19 protein-coding genes are annotated in these 16,513 nt (G+C 69.2%); 6 read left to right on the top strand and 13 right to left on the bottom strand.

Annotated features, from left to right (window positions below):
• Positions 1 to 6: 6 nt before the first annotated feature.
• The 4 genes from AAFN86_RS05330 to truB form a co-directional block, all read right to left on the bottom strand.
• Complete coding sequence (locus AAFN86_RS05330; RefSeq protein WP_347542189.1) at positions 7 to 1,161, bottom strand: Gfo/Idh/MocA family oxidoreductase; 1,155 nt, start codon at positions 1,159 to 1,161, stop codon at positions 7 to 9.
• Between the two features lie 13 nt (positions 1,162 to 1,174).
• Positions 1,175 to 2,227 (bottom strand): dihydrodipicolinate synthase family protein, encoded by a 1,053-nt coding sequence (locus AAFN86_RS05325; RefSeq protein ID WP_347542188.1) that lies wholly within the window; start codon positions 2,225 to 2,227, stop codon positions 1,175 to 1,177.
• Positions 2,228 to 2,484: 257 nt separating this feature from the next.
• Positions 2,485 to 2,754: a 30S ribosomal protein S15 gene (gene rpsO / locus AAFN86_RS05320; RefSeq protein ID WP_347542187.1), complete on the bottom strand. Its 270-nt coding sequence runs from the start codon at positions 2,752 to 2,754 to the stop codon at positions 2,485 to 2,487.
• Between the two features lie 75 nt (positions 2,755 to 2,829).
• Positions 2,830 to 3,780 carry a tRNA pseudouridine(55) synthase TruB gene (gene truB / locus AAFN86_RS05315; protein ID WP_347542186.1) on the bottom strand — a complete coding sequence of 317 codons (951 nt, stop codon included), beginning with the start codon at positions 3,778 to 3,780 and terminating at the stop codon, positions 2,830 to 2,832.
• A gap of 62 nt (positions 3,781 to 3,842) precedes the next feature.
• On the opposite strand from truB, the gene AAFN86_RS05310 reads away from it, so the two are divergent.
• Positions 3,843 to 4,073: a hypothetical protein gene (locus AAFN86_RS05310; RefSeq protein ID WP_347542185.1), complete on the top strand. Its 231-nt coding sequence runs from the start codon at positions 3,843 to 3,845 to the stop codon at positions 4,071 to 4,073.
• On the opposite strand, the gene AAFN86_RS05305 is transcribed toward AAFN86_RS05310, so the two are convergent.
• The 6 genes from AAFN86_RS05305 to rimP form a co-directional block, all read right to left on the bottom strand.
• Entirely contained in the window at positions 4,074 to 4,454 is a 381-nt protein-coding gene (locus AAFN86_RS05305; RefSeq protein ID WP_347542184.1) for an acyl-CoA thioesterase, read from the bottom strand.
• On the bottom strand, positions 4,451 to 4,867 hold the full coding sequence (gene rbfA, locus AAFN86_RS05300) for a 30S ribosome-binding factor RbfA (protein WP_347542183.1): 417 nt from the start codon (positions 4,865 to 4,867) through the stop codon (positions 4,451 to 4,453). Before rbfA ends, AAFN86_RS05305 begins: the two co-directional genes overlap by 4 nt.
• Before the next feature lie 176 nt (positions 4,868 to 5,043).
• Entirely contained in the window at positions 5,044 to 7,791 is a 2,748-nt protein-coding gene (infB, locus tag AAFN86_RS05295; RefSeq protein ID WP_347542182.1) for a translation initiation factor IF-2, read from the bottom strand.
• A gap of 61 nt (positions 7,792 to 7,852) precedes the next feature.
• Entirely contained in the window at positions 7,853 to 8,485 is a 633-nt protein-coding gene (locus AAFN86_RS05290; RefSeq protein ID WP_347542181.1) for an RNA-binding protein, read from the bottom strand.
• Positions 8,457 to 10,007 carry a transcription termination factor NusA gene (gene nusA / locus AAFN86_RS05285; RefSeq protein ID WP_347542180.1) on the bottom strand — a complete coding sequence of 517 codons (1,551 nt, stop codon included), beginning with the start codon at positions 10,005 to 10,007 and terminating at the stop codon, positions 8,457 to 8,459. Before nusA ends, AAFN86_RS05290 begins: the two co-directional genes overlap by 29 nt.
• 12 nt (positions 10,008 to 10,019) lie before the next feature.
• A complete protein-coding gene (rimP, locus tag AAFN86_RS05280; RefSeq protein ID WP_347542179.1) occupies positions 10,020 to 10,547 on the bottom strand; it encodes a ribosome maturation factor RimP in 528 nt (175 codons plus the stop codon).
• 152 nt (positions 10,548 to 10,699) lie between these two features.
• Here rimP and AAFN86_RS05275 point away from each other — a divergent pair, with 152 nt between their 5' ends.
• Both AAFN86_RS05275 and AAFN86_RS05270 read left to right on the top strand, forming a co-directional pair.
• Positions 10,700 to 11,290 (top strand): YceI family protein, encoded by a 591-nt coding sequence (locus AAFN86_RS05275; protein ID WP_347542178.1) that lies wholly within the window; start codon positions 10,700 to 10,702, stop codon positions 11,288 to 11,290.
• Complete coding sequence (locus AAFN86_RS05270) at positions 11,271 to 11,864, top strand: cytochrome b (RefSeq protein WP_347542177.1); 594 nt, start codon at positions 11,271 to 11,273, stop codon at positions 11,862 to 11,864. The genes AAFN86_RS05275 and AAFN86_RS05270 overlap by 20 nt, the downstream gene beginning before the upstream one ends.
• Positions 11,865 to 11,883: 19 nt before the next feature.
• On the opposite strand, the gene AAFN86_RS05265 is transcribed toward AAFN86_RS05270, so the two are convergent.
• The 3 genes from AAFN86_RS05265 to argH all read right to left on the bottom strand — a co-directional run bounded on the left by AAFN86_RS05265 (position 11,884) and on the right by argH (position 14,048).
• A complete protein-coding gene (locus AAFN86_RS05265) occupies positions 11,884 to 12,384 on the bottom strand; it encodes a CYTH domain-containing protein (protein ID WP_347542176.1) in 501 nt (166 codons plus the stop codon).
• Positions 12,385 to 12,534: 150 nt separating this feature from the next.
• Positions 12,535 to 12,663 carry a hypothetical protein gene (locus tag AAFN86_RS05260; protein WP_347542175.1) on the bottom strand — a complete coding sequence of 43 codons (129 nt, stop codon included), beginning with the start codon at positions 12,661 to 12,663 and terminating at the stop codon, positions 12,535 to 12,537.
• On the bottom strand, positions 12,660 to 14,048 hold the full coding sequence (gene argH, locus AAFN86_RS05255) for an argininosuccinate lyase (RefSeq protein WP_347542174.1): 1,389 nt from the start codon (positions 14,046 to 14,048) through the stop codon (positions 12,660 to 12,662). The genes AAFN86_RS05260 and argH overlap by 4 nt, the downstream gene beginning before the upstream one ends.
• 17 nt (positions 14,049 to 14,065) lie before the next feature.
• Between argH and AAFN86_RS05250 the strand changes: the two genes are divergently transcribed.
• Genes AAFN86_RS05250 through AAFN86_RS05240 form a run of 3 tightly spaced genes read left to right on the top strand, consistent with a single transcriptional unit; the run spans position 14,066 to position 16,493 of the window.
• The gene (locus AAFN86_RS05250) at positions 14,066 to 14,659 is read left to right on the top strand and encodes a TlpA disulfide reductase family protein (protein WP_347542173.1); all 594 of its coding nucleotides are present in this window, start codon (positions 14,066 to 14,068) and stop codon (positions 14,657 to 14,659) included.
• Between the two features lie 56 nt (positions 14,660 to 14,715).
• Positions 14,716 to 15,912 (top strand): hypothetical protein, encoded by a 1,197-nt coding sequence (locus AAFN86_RS05245; RefSeq protein ID WP_347542172.1) that lies wholly within the window; start codon positions 14,716 to 14,718, stop codon positions 15,910 to 15,912.
• Positions 15,909 to 16,493: a protein-S-isoprenylcysteine O-methyltransferase gene (locus AAFN86_RS05240; RefSeq protein ID WP_347542171.1), complete on the top strand. Its 585-nt coding sequence runs from the start codon at positions 15,909 to 15,911 to the stop codon at positions 16,491 to 16,493. The genes AAFN86_RS05245 and AAFN86_RS05240 overlap by 4 nt, the downstream gene beginning before the upstream one ends.
• The last annotated feature ends 20 nt before the right edge of the window (positions 16,494 to 16,513 follow it).

The raw sequence follows: 16,513 nt of genomic DNA, 5'->3' as shown, positions 1-16,513 counted from the left end.
TGCCCTTCAGGCCGTGAGCTTCGGCAGGTCGATCCAGCGCCGCTCCGCCCAGGACTTCAACCCGGCCTCGGCGAGTTGCACGCCCTTCGCGCCCGCCATCAGGTCCCACGGATAATCCGCGCGCTCGCCGGCAACGTGCTTGAGGAATTCCTCCCACTGCACGCGGAAGCCGTTGGGGAAGTCTGTCGTTGTCGGCACTTCCTGCCAGCCGGCGAAGAAGTCGATGGTCTGCGGCTGGTCGGGGTTCCACACCGGCTTCGGCGTGGCGACGCGCGACTGCGTCCAGCATTTCTGCAATCCGCAGATAGCCGACCCATGCGTGCCGTCCACCTGGAAGGTCACGAGGTCGTCGCGGCGGACGCGCGTGACCCAGGATGAATTGATGTGCGCGATCGCCCCGCCTTCCAGCTGGAAGGTGGCGTAGGCCGCATCGTCGGCATCGGCCTTGTAGGGCTTGCCGTCTTCCCCGATGCGCTCGGGGATGTGCACGGCACCGAGACACGAGACGGCCTCGACATTGCCGAACAGGTTGTCCAGCACGTAGCGCCAGTGGCAGAGCATATCGAGGATGATGCCCCCGCCCTCGGCCTTCTTGTAGTTCCAGGACGGGCGCTGCGCGGGCTGGAGTTCGCCTTCGAAGACCCAGTAGCCGAATTCGCCCTTCACCGAGCAGATGCGCCCGAGGAAGCCGGAATCGATCACCATCTTCAGCTTGCGCAGGCCGGGAAGGAACAGCTTGTCCTGCACCACGCCGTTCTTGATGCCGGCGGCCTTGGCCAGCCGCGCGACATCCAGCGCATCGGCCAAATTGTCGGCGGTCGGCTTCTCGCAATAGATGTGCTTGCCGGCGGCGATGGCCTTGCGCAGCAGCCCCGCGCGCATCTGCGTCGTCGCGGCGTCGAAGAAGATCTCATCCTTCGGGTCGGCCAGGCAGGCGTCGAGGTCGGTGGAGACGCGCGTGATGCCGTGCGCCTTCGCCAGCGCCTCCAGCTTCGCCTTGTTGCGCCCGACGATCACCGGGTCCGGCATGATCGTGTCGCCATTGGCGAGCTTTACGCCGCCATCGGCGCGGATCGCCGCGATCGAGCGGATCAGGTGCTGGTTCATCCCCATCCGGCCGGTGACGCCGTTCATGATGAGGCCGATGCGGCGTTCCGCCATGTGTCGTGATTCCCTACGAAAGCCAGCGATGGAGATTGGCCGCGACGAAGCCGTCATCCGTCAGATGCGGATAGCGTTCGGCGACGGCGGAGAGCAGTTCGGCCTGCCCCGGCGAGAGCGATTCATGTTCATCCAGGCACCAGGTGCCTTCCAGCAGTCCCTGCCGGCGCAGGATCTCGTGGCAGCCGGCGATGACACCGTGGAAGTCGTGCGCCACGTCGAAGACCGCGGCGTTCATCTCGGTGACGGCGGCATCGAGCGCGAGCAGATCGGCCGGGATGGCGCCGGTCACGGCCGCGCAGCGTGCCTGCAATTCCACCGCCGCGCGGTTCCACACCGACCAATGGCCGAGCAGCCCGCCGACGATCCGCAGCGTCGTCGGCTGCCCGCGATGCACCAGCGTAAAGGGCGTCAGCAGGTCGGTGACAATGTGGTCGTCATTGCCGGTGTAGAGCGCGATGCGGCCTTCCGCGCCGGCTTCCAGCACGCCGCGCAGCACATCCAGCGTCGCATACCGGTTGAAGGGCGCCATCTTGATGGCGACGACATTCTCGATCGCCGCGAAGCGGCGCCAGAAGGACAGCGGCAGGCGCACGCCGCCGACCGCGGGCTGGAGGTAGAAGCCGAACAGTGGCATCTCGGTCGCGACGGCCTGGCAATGGGCGATGATCTCGTCCTCGGAGGCCCCCTTCCAGGCGGCCAGGGACAGCAGCACGGCGTGATAGCCGAGGCCGCGCGCGACCCGTGCCTCGGCCACCGCCTGCGCGGTGCGGCCGATCGCACCACCGACCAGGATAGGGGTGTCGCTGCGTTCGCCGGCGGCCTCGGCGGCGATGCGCAGCACGGTTTCGTACAGGCCGCGCCCGCGGATCGCGAATTGTGTTGTGTGGACGCCGACGGCGAGCCCGCCCGACCCGGCATCGAGGTAGTAGCGCGACAGCGCCTTCTGGCGGCGTGGGTCCAGGTCCCGCGACGGCTGCAGGGCGAGCGGATGCGCCGGAATGGCGCAGCCCTTGGCCAGGCGCTCGGCGACGCCCGCAGGCCAGTCCTGTCGTGTCAGACCCACCCTTTGCTTCCCCCCGCGCGGCAGTAACCGCTTGGTTACTTAAGGGAGGCCGGCGCGGGGGTCAAGCGAAGGCCCCGAAACGTAGAATGCCCCGCGCATCGCTGCGCGGGGCATCCATATTCCTGGCCGATGCCTTGCATCGGGCCGCGAGCGCAAAGCGCGACCGCGCCCAGTCCGACAGACGCCGCCAACGCACCAGTCCATGGTGTGAAGGCAAGGCGGCCGGATGGCCGCCGCCCGCCGTCCGAGGGTCGAAACTAACGCCTGAGGTTCAGGCGGCCGATCAGCACTTCGTAGCGCTTCTGGCTCTTGCGCTTCAGGTAGTCCAGCAGGCCGCGGCGCTGGCCGACCAGCACGAGCAGGCCACGGCGCGAATGGAAATCCTTCGCGTGGGTCTTGAGGTGCTCGGTCAGGTTCAGGATGCGCTCGGACATGATGGCGACCTGGACTTCCGGGCTGCCCGTATCGTTGGGGCCGGTCGCATAATCCTTGATGACCGCCTGGCGGCGTTCGGCAGTGATCGACATCGGGTTATCCTTCGTGTTGGCCGGGCGCGCGCGCCTTCGGCTGCATGATCAGGCCGCCGGTGGTGACCGGTCAGCCTATGAACCACCCTGGCCCAGCCACCGCTCCGGCTTCAGCAAGCCTTCCTCGAAGCGGGCGAGACCCATCAGGCGCTCCCCCGCCATCGCCCTGGCCAGGCCCCCATCGGGGTTGGCCTCGCGCGGTACCCGGCCCATCAATTCCACCAGCGGTATCGGCTGGCCAAAGGACAGGCGGGCGACTTCAGCTTCGGTGAGGGCCAGCGCCGGGATGTCGGCCAGCGCGGTCGTCACCGGAAGCAGAAGATCCGGAGAAGGGGGCGGGGTATCGCCGGAAACGGCGATCCTGTCCAGCGGAACTGCATCCTTCTCATGAAAGGGTCCGACCCGCATGCGGCGCAGGGCTGTGATATGCCCGACCGTGCCGCAGGCCTTCGCAATGTCTCGCGCCAGGGAGCGCATGTACACGCCCTTGCCGGATTCCACGAAGAACACCGCGGTATCGGCATCCGGCCGCTCGATCAGTTCGAAGCGATCGACACGGGCCGGGCGCGGGGCGAGCTCCACCGCTTCACCCGCGCGCGCCAGGTCATAGGCGCGCTCGCCCGCCACCTTGATGGCCGAAAAGATGGGCGGGACCTGCATGATGTCGCCGATGAAGGCCGGCAGCGCCGCGCGGATCTGGTCGTCGGTCGGGCGCGCATCGCTGGTGCCGATGACGTTGCCGTCGGCATCGTCGGAATCCCGCGCCTCGCCCAGCTTCAGGGTGAAGCGGTACTGCTTCGTGCCGTCCATCACATAGGGCACGGTCTTGGTCGCCGCGCCGAAGGCGATCGGCAGCACGCCGGTCGCCAGCGGGTCGAGCGTGCCGCCATGGCCGCATTTCTGCGCCTGGAAGCCGCGCTTGCAGATGGCGACGACGTCGGTGGACCCGATGGCGGTCGGCTTGTCGATGATCAGCCAGCCGTCGAGCGGGCGGCCTTTCGGCTTGCGGTGGCGGTTATGGGCCATGCGATGATCCGGAAGATGTTCGTGGGCGCCCACAGGCACCGTTTCAGAAGGTCTGGCCGCCAATGTCTAATGACGGCGAGGAGGACAAGGACCAGCGGCTCTGGGCCCGTATCGTGATCGCCGCCATGGTGCTGGCGACCGGGGCGGCCATTGGCGGCGTGGGCGGCGAAAGCTGGGGCTCGGCGCTGTTCGGCGCGCTGGTCGCCAGCCCGATCGCGGCACTCGGATTCATGGTGCCGAATGTCCTGCTCGGCATCCTGCTGGTGCTGGAGGTGTTCAGCTGTGCCTCCTGATCAGGCGGGCACAGGGCGCGGGCGACCGGCTTCGTCGAGCGCGACGAAGGTGAAGGTCGCTTCGGTCACGCGCGCGGCATCCTCGGTGGTGCGGTCGCGGCGCCAGGCCTCGACATGCACACGGATGGAGGTCCGCCCGGTGCCGAGCAGCTTGCCGTAGAGGCTGACCTCGTCGCCCACATGGACCGGCCGATGGAAGGTCATGGCATCCACCGCCACCGTGGCGACGCGGCCGCGCGCGCTGCGGAAGGCGACCGAGGCGCCGGCCTGGTCCATATGCGCCATCAGCCAGCCACCGAAGATGTCCCCGGCGGGGTTGGCGTCGGCCGGCATGGCGATGACGCGGATCTGCGGTGCCTCATCGGGTGGGGCTGAGGTCATTCCTCGCCGTCCTTCCTGGGCGCGAGGTCGCGCGCCACTTCCGGGCGGTGCATCACCTCATTGATGTGGGTCGCATATTCCAGCGCGGTATCGGGCTGGAAATGCAGGTCGGGGGCGTATTTCAGCCGCACTGCATGCGCGACTTCCCGCCGCAGGAAGGGCGAGACGCGCTTGAGCGCCGCCAGCTGTTCCTTCGTCAGGTCCTTGCCCAATGCGGAGACGAAGGCGGTGACGTGCTTGAGGTCCGGCGAGGCGCGCACCTCCGTCACCGTCACGCGCACATCGTGCAGGTCGGGGTCGCGGAATTCCTCCCGCGCGAAGACGGCCGCCAGGGTGTGGCGGATTTCCTCGGCGACGCGAAGCTGCCGCTGGGATGGGCCTTCATTGCGGCCGCGGTGATTTGGCTTGCTCATGGAACCTACTCAGCCTCCCCACACCTTCGGCGCACCGAAGGTGCGCCGGGAGCGCACGGCGCGACCGCGCCCAGACCATCATTCGTCGCCGATGCAACAGCGCAGCGCGCGAAAGCCAAGCGCGCGGATGCGCGCACCCGGCGTTTGAGGGCAAAAAGATCAGGTGGCAGCCGCCCTCAGGCGGCGGCCACCGTCTCCACTTCGTAGCACTCGATCTGGTCGCTGACGCGGATGTCGTCGTAGTTCGCGAAGGACATGCCGCATTCCAGGCCGTTGCCGACTTCGCGGACATCGTCCTTGAAGCGCTTCAGCGTAGACAGCTCGCCCTGGTGGATCACCACGCCGTCGCGCAGCAGGCGGACGCCTGCACCGCGCTTGACCACGCCTTCGGTGATGCGGCAGCCGGCGACCTTGCCGATCTTCTTGACATCGAAGACCTGCAGGATCTGCGCGTAGCCCAGGAACTTCTCGCGCTGCACCGGGGCGAGCTTGCCCTTGTACAGCTTCTCGATGTCATCGGCGACTTCGTAGATGATCGAGTAGTAGCGGATATCCACGCCTTCCTTCGCCGCCAGGTCGCGCGCCTGCGACGTCGCGCGGACGTTGAAGGCGACGATCACGGCATCCGACGCCTTGGCGAGCTGGATGTCGGATTCGGTGATCTGGCCCACCGCGGAATGCAGCACGCGGACCTTCACCTCGTCGTTGCCGAGCTTGCCCAGCGTCACGCCGATCGCCTCGGCGGAACCCTGCACGTCGGCCTTCACGACGACGGCGACTTCCTTCTGCTCGCCCGCCTGGATGCGCGCCAGCATGTCGGTCAGGTTGCCGCGGCCGGCGCCGAGTGCGGCCGACGCCTTCTCCCGCAGCTTGCGCTGGCGGAATTCGGAGACTTCGCGGGCGCGGGCCTCGTTCTCGACGGCGATGAAGTTCTCGCCGGCGGAAGGCACACCGGAAAGCCCCAGGATCTCGACCGGCAGCGACGGGCCGGCTTCCTTCACCTGGCGCGCCTTGTCGTCGAGCATCGCGCGCACCCGGCCCCATTCGGCGCCGGCCACCACGATGTCGCCCGTCCGCAGCGTGCCCTTCTGGACCAGCACGGTCGCCACCGGGCCGCGGCCGCGGTCGAGCTTGGATTCGATGACGGTGCCTTCCGCCGCGCGATCCGCATTGGCCTTGAGGTCCAGCACCTCGGCCTGCAGCGAAATCCCCTCGAGCAGCTTGTCGAGGTTGATCTTCTGCGTCGCCGAGACCTCGATCTCCTGCGTGTCGCCGCCGAGCGATTCCACCACGATCTCGTGCTGCAGCAGTTCCTGCTTCACGCGCTCGGGCTTCACGCCGGGCTTGTCGATCTTGTTGACGGCCACGATGATCGGAACGCCCGCCGCCTTGGCGTGGCGGATCGCCTCGACCGTCTGGGGCATCACGCCATCATCGGCCGCCACCACCAGCACGACCATGTCGGTCACCGAGGCACCGCGCGCGCGCATCGCGGTGAAGGCCTCATGGCCCGGCGTGTCGATGAAGGTGACCTTGGTCCCGTCCGGCACCGTGATCTGGTAGGCGCCGATATGCTGGGTGATGCCGCCGGCTTCGTGCGCAACGACGTCGGTCTTGCGCAGCGCGTCCAGCAGCGAGGTCTTGCCGTGGTCGACATGGCCCATGATGGTCACGACCGGCGGGCGCGACGTCAGGTCGGTATCGGTATCCTCCGCACCTTCCAGGCCAATCTCGACGTCGGATTCGCTCACGCGCTTCACGCGATGGCCGAATTCCTGCACCACCAGTTCCGCGGTGTCCGCGTCGATGCTCTGCGTCAGCGTCGCCATGACGCCCATGCGGAACAGCGCCTTCACCACCTCGCCGCCACGTGCGGCCATGCGGTTCGCCAGTTCCTGCACGGTGATGGCTTCCGGCACCACCACGTCGCGCACCACGCGCTCGGCGCCCGAACGCAGACGTGCGAGTTCCTGCTGCCGGCGCTCGCGGTCGCGGGCACGCCGCAGGGACGCGATCGAGCGGCTGCGCTCATCCTCGCCCTCGATCGCGGCCTGCACGTCGATGCGGCTGTCGCGACGACGGTCGGCGGTCGGCGGCGCCTTCTTGACCGGCACCGGCATCGGGCGACGGCCAGGCGCACCTGGCGGGCCGCCAGGGCGGCGCATCGCGGGGCGGCGCTCATCCTCGTCCTCGCCGGGGGAACGGGCCTTCAGCGTCAGGCGCGCGGCGGGGGTGTCGCCCTCCGGCTTGCGGGCGGCGGGGCTGCCGGGTGCGGCCGCAGCGGCCGGGCGGCCGGCGGGGCGCGCCGCGGGTGTGGCGGCTGCCGGCGCGGCGGCCACCGGCTTGCGGACTTCGTCCTCCACCTTCGGACGGGCGGCGGCCTCGGCGGCGGCGCGAGCCTCCTCCTCGGCACGCACGGCCGCCTCCTCGGCGGCGCGACGATCCTCTTCCGCCTTGCGGGCGGCTTCCTCGGCGGCGGAGCGCACCATCAACGCCTGGCGCTCGCGTTCCTCACGCTGGCGGACGGCCTCGGCGCGGCGGTTTTCCTCCAGCACGCGCTGGCGGACCGCGATCTCGGCCTGAGTCAGCGGCCGCCCTGGCGGGGCGACGCGCGGGCCGGAATTGGGCGGCGCCACGGTGCGCGACTGCGGGCCCTGCGGCGCCTGCGGCGCGGGTGCAGCCGTGGCGGCCGCCGCCGCCGCGACCGGCGGGGCGGGACGCGCGGCGGGCGCCGGCACGCCGGGCTTCGCCGGCGGCGCCGCGGCGCGCTTCTTCACAACCTCGACCTGCACGGTCTTGCTGCGACCGTGGCTGAAGGATTGCCGCACGCTGCCGGCATCCACCGTCTTGCCGAGCTCAAGCCGTCCACCGGGCCGAAGGCTCAGCCTGCTCTTGCCCGCGTCCTGCTCGTTCTGGTCGCTCATCCGCCGATCCGAACCCGATTCCACCAAGAATTCCTAAAGCCGCGACGAACGTTGCGGCCCTTTACGCGTTAACCGGCGGAGTGCCGGCAAATCCTGCCAGCCGCTCTGCCTCGACCCGGATGGCCTCTGCCAGCCGGCCCGGCGCAACCACGACATGCACGGCGTGGTCACGCCCGAAGACAACACCCAACTCCGCCGCCGTCAGCGGCGTGACAGCCGGAAGGTCCCGGCCGCCGAAGCGCGCGCGTTCGGCCAGACTGCCATCCGCGGCCTGGACCAGCAGCCCCGCGCGCCCGGCCTGAAGCCATTCGCGCGCCGCCTGCCAGCCCGAAACAGCCTGCCCCGCCCGCCGGGCCAGGCCCAGAAGGTCGCGGACACGCCCGCGAAGACCGTCCTCGATCCGCGCGCGAAGGTCGGAGGGAAACGTCACCTGCCCACGCGCGGCCCGCATGAAGGCCCCGCGGCTCAGGGCGGTTTCTAGCACATCGCCCCGCGCGCTCAACCACATTCCCCGGCCCGGCAGCTTGCCGGTGATATCGGGGACGATTTCACGTCCGGGACCCAGCACGAAACGGAGCATGCGCTCCTTCGGCTGGACTTCACGCGTCATGATGCAGCGGCGGTGGGGGCCGGTTTCCGGCTCCTCCTCCGCCGGGGCATCGGCGTCACTCGTTGCCGTCACCCGCGCCAGCATCCTCTTCCTCGCCGAGCCAACCGGCGCGGCGGCGCGCTTCCATGACGATGGCGTTCGCCGTTTCCTCGTCCACCACCTCGGTGCCCAGGATCTCGATCAGCTCGTCGCCGGCGAGATCGGCCAGGTCCTCGAGGCCCTTCACGCCCTTCTCGCCGAGCGTGACCATCATGGCCGGCGAGAAGCCGCCGATCTCGGCCAGCACGTCGTCCACGCCCAGTTCGCGGCGCTTGTCGTCGAATTCACCGTCGCGCTTCTCGATGAAGGTGCTCGCGCGGCGCTTCAGCTCGGCGGCCACGCTTTCGTCGAAGCCCTCGATGCCGGCGAGTTCCTCGTCCTCGACCGTGACGATGTCCTCGATGGTGCCGAAGCCTTCCTGCACGAGCAGGCCGGCAATCACGTCATCGACGTCCAGCGCCTCGACGAACAGGCCGGTGCGCTTGCGGAATTCCTCCTGCCGGCGCTCGGATTCCTCGGCTTCGGTCAGGATGTCGATATCGTAGCGCGTCAGCTGCGATGCAAGGCGCACGTTCTGGCCGCGACGACCGATCGCCAGCGAGAGCTGGTCGTCAGGAACCACCACCTCGCAGCGCTTGCCATCTTCATCCAGGACGACCTTGGACACCTCGGCCGGCGCCAGCGCGTTCACGATGAAGGTCGCGAAATCGGGCGACCAGGGGATGATGTCGATCTTCTCGCCCTGGAGCTCGGCCACAACTGCCTGCACGCGCGACCCGCGCATGCCCACGCAGGCACCGACCGGGTCGATGCTGCTGTCGCGGCTGATCACCGCCATCTTGGCGCGGGATCCGGGATCGCGGGCGACCGCCTTGATCTCGATGATGCCATCGTAGATCTCCGGCACTTCCTGCGCGAACAGCTTCGCCAGGAAGCCGGGATGCGTGCGGGAGAGGAAGATCTGCGGCCCACGCGGTTCCTCGCGCACGTCGTAGATATAGGCGCGCACCCGGTCGCCGTTGCGGAAGGCCTCGCGCGGGATGGTCTCGTCACGGCGCAGCAAGGCTTCCGCGCGGCCGAGATCGACCATCAGGTTCCCGTATTCGGTCCGCTTGACGATGCCGTTGATGATCTCGCCGACGCGGTCCTTGTATTCGTTGAACTGCTTGCCGCGCTCGACCTCGCGCACGCGCTGGACGATCACCTGCTTGGCGGTCTGCGCGGCGATGCGACCGAAATCGATCGGCGGCAGCGGGTCGATGATGAATTCGCCGAGGCCGATGCCCGGCTTGATCTTCTGGGCGATGCGCAGGGGGATCTGCGTCGCCTCGTTCTCGACCGGCTCGGCCTCGACCACCTCGGTCCACCGCGACAGGCGGACCTCGCCGGTCTTGCGGTCGATGATGGCGCGGATGTCCTTCTCGTGCCCGTACTTGGCGCGGCCGGCCTTCTGGATGGCCTGCTCCATCGCCTCCAGCACCTCGTCGCGCTCGATCATCTTCTCGCGCGCGACGGCGTCGGCGACCTGCAGCAGTTCGGGACGGGCGATGGCGATATCGATGGCCATGGAGCCTCTCTCCTAGTTCTCGGTCGGGGGTGCCGCGGTTGCGGCAATCAGTTCATCGGTCAGCACCAGCTTCGCCTTGCGGATATTGGTCCGCGGAAAGGCGATTTCGGTGCCGTCATCCAGGCGCATCCGCGCCACATCGGCATCGGCGCCGAGGGCGATGCCGCGGAAACGCTTGCGCCCGTCCTGCGGGATGGCGAGTTCCAATGTCGCGACATGGCCGGCAAACCGGTTCCAGTCCTTGGCCCGCGTCAGCGGCCGGTCGATGCCGGCCGAGGACACTTCAAGGCTCCATTCGCTTTTGATCGGGTCCGCGACGTCGAGCACGGCGCCGACCGCATGGCTGATCGCCTCGCAATCCTCGACCGTGAAGGTGGCACCATCGGCCCTGTCGGCCATGATCTGCACCGTCGGCGTTTCCTTGCCCGACACCTGCACGCGCACGAGCTCATAGCCGAGCTGACCCAGCGTCGGCAGGATCGCGTCGGCGATGCGGGCTTCAAGCCCTTCGTGGCGTGGCTGATCGTCGGTATCGTTCAAGCAACAAAAAAGGCGGCCCCTTGCAAGGCCACCCCCCGTGAAACCGGATGGAATGTCTGGCGCGGGTTATGGCGCTTCGGTGGCCAGGATGCAAGCGGCCTTGCCCGGCGGGCACCGCAGACCGATATGATCGCCGCGGGAGGGATCAGGCCATGATCCAGGTTTGTCCGATCGAACGCAGGGCTCTCCTCGGCGGCCTCGCGGCCTTGGCCGGGACCTCGGCCAGCGCCTCCACGACCGAGCGCTACGTCTTCGACCAGACGCAGGGAACGCTGGAATTCACCGCCCGGCACCTGGGCATCCTCTCCTCCACCGGCCGGTTCGACGACTTCTCAGCGGTGCTGCTGATCGATCCGGATCGGCCGTTGACGACCACCGTGGCGGTCATCGTCCGCACGGCCTCCGCGGCACTCGCCTATCCCGGCGCCGTGGAACTTCTCCGCTCACCCGAATTCTTCGATGTGGCGGAGTTTCCGGAAGCCCGCTTCGACGGCGCCGCCACCGGGCAAGGCAGCCTCGACCGGTTCTCCCTGGCCGGCAACCTGACCATCCGCGGCATCACCCGGCCGTTCTCGATGCAGGCCCGCCTGCTCGGTCGCCGGCGCGATGAGGCGCGAGGCAAGGACATCGCGAACTTCTCCGCGAGCGGAGAGATGAAGCGCTCGGAATTCGGCATGACCGCGGAATCCTCGGCAATTTCCGACAGGATCGGCCTGTCGGTCCGTGTCAGCCTCATTGTCTGACGACTGGAGCCCGGCGCAGCGTCGCCTGCACTGGGGGGTGGCCGGGCTGGTCTTCTCCGCCTTCGTCATCGGCATCGTCATGGTGCCGCTGCCGCTGTCGTTCTTGCTCGCCAAGATCATCGCCTACCAGGTGCACAAGACGATCGGGCTGCTGGTGCCGCCGCTGGTGCTGTGGCGCCTGGTGCTGCGCGCGCGGCGTCCGCGACCGCCCGAGGAGGCCGACATCCCGGCCTGGCAGCAGCGCGCGGCCGGTATCGGGCATGCGGCGCTCTATGTCCTGATGATGGTCGTGCCGGTGCTCGGCTACCTGAGCGCGAGCACCGCGCCGGGTCAGATCGAGACGACGCTGTTCCTGCTGATCCCGGTGCCCCATCTGCTCGGGCCGGACGAGGCGACCTTCAACGTCCTGCGAACCATCCACCAGTATCTGGCCTGGGCGCTCGTGCTTCTCGCGGCCGGCCACACGTCCGTCGCGCTGGTCCACCACTGGCGCGGCCGCCTGGTGCTGGCGCGGATGCTGGGGCGTGCGACGGGCCGCCCCACCCGCGCGCCCGATCACCTTGGGCCCGGTTGACCGCCGGCGGCCTGGCGGTTCAGGTCGCCAGCCGGCCGAACGCTGCCTGCTGCGCCGCGGCGACCAGCGCGCGCTTGCTGTGTTGCGGCTGCCCTGTCACCTCGCGCCCGATCCAGGGCGGCAGGACCACCGTCTGGCCCGGATGATCGAGTTCCACCTCGGCATAGGTCACGCCGGCGAGGAAGCCGTCATAGACATCGACCTCCCAGACCAGCCCGGCATGTGGCACCAGATGGCGGGTCTTCTCGACAATCCGGCCCGGGCAGAATTCCGCCAGCATCGATTCCGCCTCGGCGACCGGGACTTCGTATTCGTATTCCGTCCGGGTGATGCCCTGACGCGGGCCCTTCAGGCCGACCCAGGCCCGCGCCGGCCCGGCGGCGCCCAACGCGACCCTGACCCGCACCTTGCCGGCGCCGAAGGTGGCGACCAGACCGTCGCGCAGGCGCACCATCCGGGTGACACCGGCCCTCCAGTCATCGTTCATCACCAGGAATTTACGTTCGATTTCATGTTTCATGCACGGCGGGCATTCGGCTGATGGCGCCCGCCTCCTGGCACGAATCCCATCAAGTCGTGAAGTCATCCGCCTGTGACATCTTGCGTGCAAGGCCGCCGGATGCCGCCGAACGGCCGGGCGCGCTGCCCCGGCCGGCCTGGCGTGGGCCCGTCAGCGATTCGGGTATGACCGCGGATAGGTGATCTCCGACGGCGGGCCGGGCGCACGCACCGGCCCGACCTTGCCGCAGGCGGCCAGCAGCAGGGTCAGCGCCAGCGCCCCCAGCACCGCCCGCGTCATGCGAGCCTCGCCTTCCATTCCGCAGCCATGGCCGCGACATTGGCCGGCGCCGTGCCGCCATACGACGTGCGCGACCGCACCGAGGCGGCAACCGACAGCACGTCATAGACGCCTTCGGTGATGCGCGGCTCGGCCTCGCGCATTTCCTCGATTGTCAGGCCGGACAGGTCCACCCCCAGCCCCTCCGCCTTGGCCACCAGCGCGCCGGTCACATGGTGGGCGTCGCGGAACGGCATCTTCAATTCGCGCACAAGCCAGTCGGCGAGGTCTGTCGCGGTGGAGAAGCCGGCGCCCGCCGCGGATGCCAGCCGCCCGACATCCGGCTTCAGGTCGCGCACCATGCCGGCGACCGCGGCGAAGACCAGGGTCATCGTCTCGGCGGCGTCGAACACGCCTTCCTTGTCTTCCTGCATGTCCTTGAAATACGTCAGGGCCAAGCCCTTCATGACCGTCAGCAGGCCGACCAGCGCGCCGACCACGCGGCCGGTCTTGCCGCGCACCAGCTCGGCGGCGTCCGGGTTGCGCTTCTGCGGCATGATCGAGCTGCCGGTCGTGAAGGCATCGGACAGCTTCACGAACCCGAAATAGGGGTTCGTCCAGATGACGATCTCCTCGGCGAAACGCGAGAGGTGCGTCGCGCACATCGAGCAGCAGAACAGGAATTCGGCGGCGAAGTCGCGCGAAGCCACGGAATCCAGGCTGTTGCGGGTCGGCCCGTCGAAGCCGAGCGCCTTCGCCGTCATGTGTCGGTCAATCGGGAAGCCGGTGCCGGCCAGCGCGGCCGCGCCCAGGGGACACTCGTTCAGCCGCCCCCGGCAATCCTGCAGGCGCGACAGGTCGCGCGACAGCATTTCCACATAGGCCAGGAAATGGTGCCCCAGCGTGACCGGCTGGGCGGGCTGGAGATGCGTGAAGCCGGGCATGACCGTGCCCGCATGCTCCTCGGCCCGGGCAACCAGGGCCCGCATCACGTCGCGCAGCTGGTCCGACAGCCCGTCGATCGCATCGCGCACCCACAGGCGCACATCAAGCGCAACCTGGTCGTTGCGCGAGCGTCCGGTATGCAGCCGCTTGCCGGCATCGCCGATCACCGCCGACAGCCGGGCCTCGACATTCATGTGGATGTCCTCGAGCGCCTCGTCCCAGGGGAAATCCCCCTTTTCGATGCGCTCGGAGATCGTCGTCAGCCCGCCGCGGATCGCAGCCTCGTCATCCGCCGAGATTATCCCTACATGCTTCAGCATCGCGGCATGGGCGAGCGAGCCGCGGATGTCCTGGCGCCACATCTTGCGATCGAAGCCGATCGAGGCATTGATCGCTTCCATGATGGCGGAGGGGCCTTCCGCAAAGCGTCCGCCCCATTGCCGATTGGCGTTGCTGCTCACCTGTGGGGGTCTCTTTCGTGCTGGTTCCGACGCGCCGTACCGTCCTGAAGGTCGCCCCGGCGCTGGCGACGGGCGGGACCCTACTCGCGGCCCTTCCGGCGCGGCAAGGCTTGGCGGCCTCGCCATCCGGCCTGAACCGCTTGCGGGAAGCCGAGGCGAGCCTGCCCCCCATCACCTTCACCGACGCCGAGGGCAAGGAATACACCCCGGCTGATTTCGCCGGCCGGGGGCTGGTGATCAACCTATGGGCCACCTGGTGCCCGCCCTGCGTGGCTGAAATGCCCGCACTCGACCGTGCCGCGGCGGCGCTGGCGGCGGATGGCATCCTGGTCCTGCCGCTCTCCTCGGACCGGGGCGGGCTGAACACGGTGCAGGGCTTCTATGAGCGCACGGGCGTGCGCACCCTGCGCATCTGGCTCGACCCTCGCGGCGCCGCGGCCCGCGCATTGGGCGCCCGGGGCCTGCCCACCACCGTCATCGTCGACCGCCAGGGGCGCGAACGGGCCCGGCTGGAAGGCGATGCCGCCTGGGACGCGCCGGAATTCGTCGCCCTGATCCGGCGCCTGGCCGGCCCATCCACCCGGCCGGCCGAAACGCTGCGTGGCGCGTGATCCAGGGAAACCTCGGAAGCCACGGCCCGTTCAGGGCTGAAAGGGGTGGCGGTGCGATGAGTTTCACGGCCGAGCAACCGCCGCTGACGGTCAGGCGACGGCTGCTGCTGCAAGTGCCCGGTTATGAGCCGCTGAGCGCGGAGGCGCATCACCGCCGGCTGGTGCGCACGCTTGGCCGCACCGCCGCGGCCTGGGGGCTGGCCGCCACGACCGAGCCGGCGGAGACCCAGGCCGATGATGGCCCGGTGCTCGCCTTCCGGGCGCGGCTTGCCGGCCCGAACTGGGCCACCGAGGCCGAGATTCGCATCCTCGCCTGGAACGACCTGATGGTCCGAGACCTCTCGGCATCCCTGCCGCACCTGGCGGCGCGCGGCAGCGCCGTGCTGCTGGGGTTGCTGCGGGATGGCACGCTGGCGCGCTACCGGGGGGCGCATTGGCGCTACCTGCTGTTCGTCGCCCTGCCGGTGGCGATCCTGCTGGGTTCGCTGCTCGGCGGCGTGGCGAGCGGGCTGCTGGTGGGTGGCTGGGGGGGGTTGCTGCTTGGCCCGGCGGTCACCCTGGCGCTGCTCCATGCCGGGGATCGCTGGCTGCATCTGCGCCACCTGCTGGCCGACTGGGTATTCGCCAGCGACCTCGCAAGCGGGGCGCGCCCGGAGCTTGACGCGCGCATCGCCTGCTTCGCACAGGAGATCATCGCCGCGCGCCGGCGCCGCGATGTCGAGGAAGTGGTGCTTGTCGGCCACAGCCTCGGCATGGTGCTGTTGACCGAGGCACTGGCCGCCGCCCTGGCGCAGGACCCCGCGCCGCCGCGGCCGGGCCCGCGCCTTGCGCTGGTCGGACTCGGATCCTCCGTGCTGAAGATCGCGCTGATGCCGCAGGCGCGCCGGCTGCGCGACGCCGTGGCGCGGGTCGCCGCCGCACCGCACCTCGCCTGGCTGGAATACACTTCCCGACGCGACCTGGTGTGCTTCCATCGGGCCGATCCGGTGGCCGCCCTGGGCCTGCCGGGTCGCGGGCCGCGCATCGAGCGCATCCATCCGCGCGCCATGCTCGACCATGCATCGTGGTGCCGGGTGCGGCGGTCGATGCTGCGCGCCCATCGTGTCTACGTCACCGGCTGCGGCCGCCGGTATTTCTACGATTGGGGACTGATCGCGTGCGGGCCGGGTGCGATCGGGCTCGACCCCTTCCCCGACCGGCTGATCGGGCCGGATGGCACGCTGGCCGGCCCAACCATGGAACAGGCCGCGTGACACCATTGGCTGCGAAACTGCTGCACGGGCTGTGCATGGTCGCCTGGTGGGTCATCCGCCTGCCCTTCGAGCGCAAGTCCAAGCGCAACGTGCTGGCACGCAACGCCCTGGACGGCCGGGAGAAGCTGCTGCTGACCATTTCCCTGACCGGTCTCGGCATCCTGCCGGCGCTCTACATCGCGACGGGCTTTCCGGCTGCGCTCGACCAGCCTTTCTCGCCGCTGCGCGCGATGGCGGGGCTGCTGGTCTTCGTCGCGGCGCTCGCGCTGTTCTATGCGACCCACAAGGCGCTGGGGCGCAACTGGTCGGTCACCCTGGCGGTGCGGCAGGACCACGCGCTGGTCACCGGCGGCGTCTACCGCTTCGTGCGCCACCCGATGTATTCGGCCTTCTGGCTCTGGGCGATCGCGCAGGCGCTGACGCTGCAGAACTGGGTTGCCGGCCCGGCCGGGATCATCGGCTTCGGCCTGCTCTACCTGCTGCGCGTGGGCCGGGAGGAAGCGCTGATGCGCGAGACCTTCGGTGCCGCCTGGGATGCCTATGCCACGCGCACGCCGCGGGTCATGCCTTTCCTGCGCTGACGGCAATGGCCACGCCATTG

Source organism: Roseomonas sp. CAU 1739 (assembly GCF_039839775.1).
Classification (GTDB): domain Bacteria; phylum Pseudomonadota; class Alphaproteobacteria; order Acetobacterales; family Acetobacteraceae; genus Neoroseomonas.
Note: the sequence above shows the minus strand (reverse complement) of the source record. Positions and strands in the feature narration are given on the sequence as shown.

Coding starts and splice junctions, on each gene's coding strand:
- truB (WP_347542186.1), bottom strand. CDS start 3,780: ATGGCCCATAACCGCCACCGCAAGCCGAAAGGCCGCCCGCTCGACGGC.
- AAFN86_RS05305 (WP_347542184.1), bottom strand. CDS start 4,454: ATGACCTCAGCCCCACCCGATGAGGCACCGCAGATCCGCGTCATCGCC.
- AAFN86_RS05310 (WP_347542185.1), top strand. CDS start 3,843: ATGTCTAATGACGGCGAGGAGGACAAGGACCAGCGGCTCTGGGCCCGT.
- AAFN86_RS05275 (WP_347542178.1), top strand. CDS start 10,700: ATGATCCAGGTTTGTCCGATCGAACGCAGGGCTCTCCTCGGCGGCCTC.
- AAFN86_RS05265 (WP_347542176.1), bottom strand. CDS start 12,384: ATGAAACATGAAATCGAACGTAAATTCCTGGTGATGAACGATGACTGG.
- AAFN86_RS05290 (WP_347542181.1), bottom strand. CDS start 8,485: ATGCTGGCGCGGGTGACGGCAACGAGTGACGCCGATGCCCCGGCGGAG.
- AAFN86_RS05330 (WP_347542189.1), bottom strand. CDS start 1,161: ATGGCGGAACGCCGCATCGGCCTCATCATGAACGGCGTCACCGGCCGG.
- infB (WP_347542182.1), bottom strand. CDS start 7,791: ATGAGCGACCAGAACGAGCAGGACGCGGGCAAGAGCAGGCTGAGCCTT.
- rbfA (WP_347542183.1), bottom strand. CDS start 4,867: ATGAGCAAGCCAAATCACCGCGGCCGCAATGAAGGCCCATCCCAGCGG.
- nusA (WP_347542180.1), bottom strand. CDS start 10,007: ATGGCCATCGATATCGCCATCGCCCGTCCCGAACTGCTGCAGGTCGCC.
- rpsO (WP_347542187.1), bottom strand. CDS start 2,754: ATGTCGATCACTGCCGAACGCCGCCAGGCGGTCATCAAGGATTATGCG.
- AAFN86_RS05260 (WP_347542175.1), bottom strand. CDS start 12,663: ATGACGCGGGCGGTGCTGGGGGCGCTGGCGCTGACCCTGCTGCTGGCC.
- AAFN86_RS05245 (WP_347542172.1), top strand. CDS start 14,716: ATGAGTTTCACGGCCGAGCAACCGCCGCTGACGGTCAGGCGACGGCTG.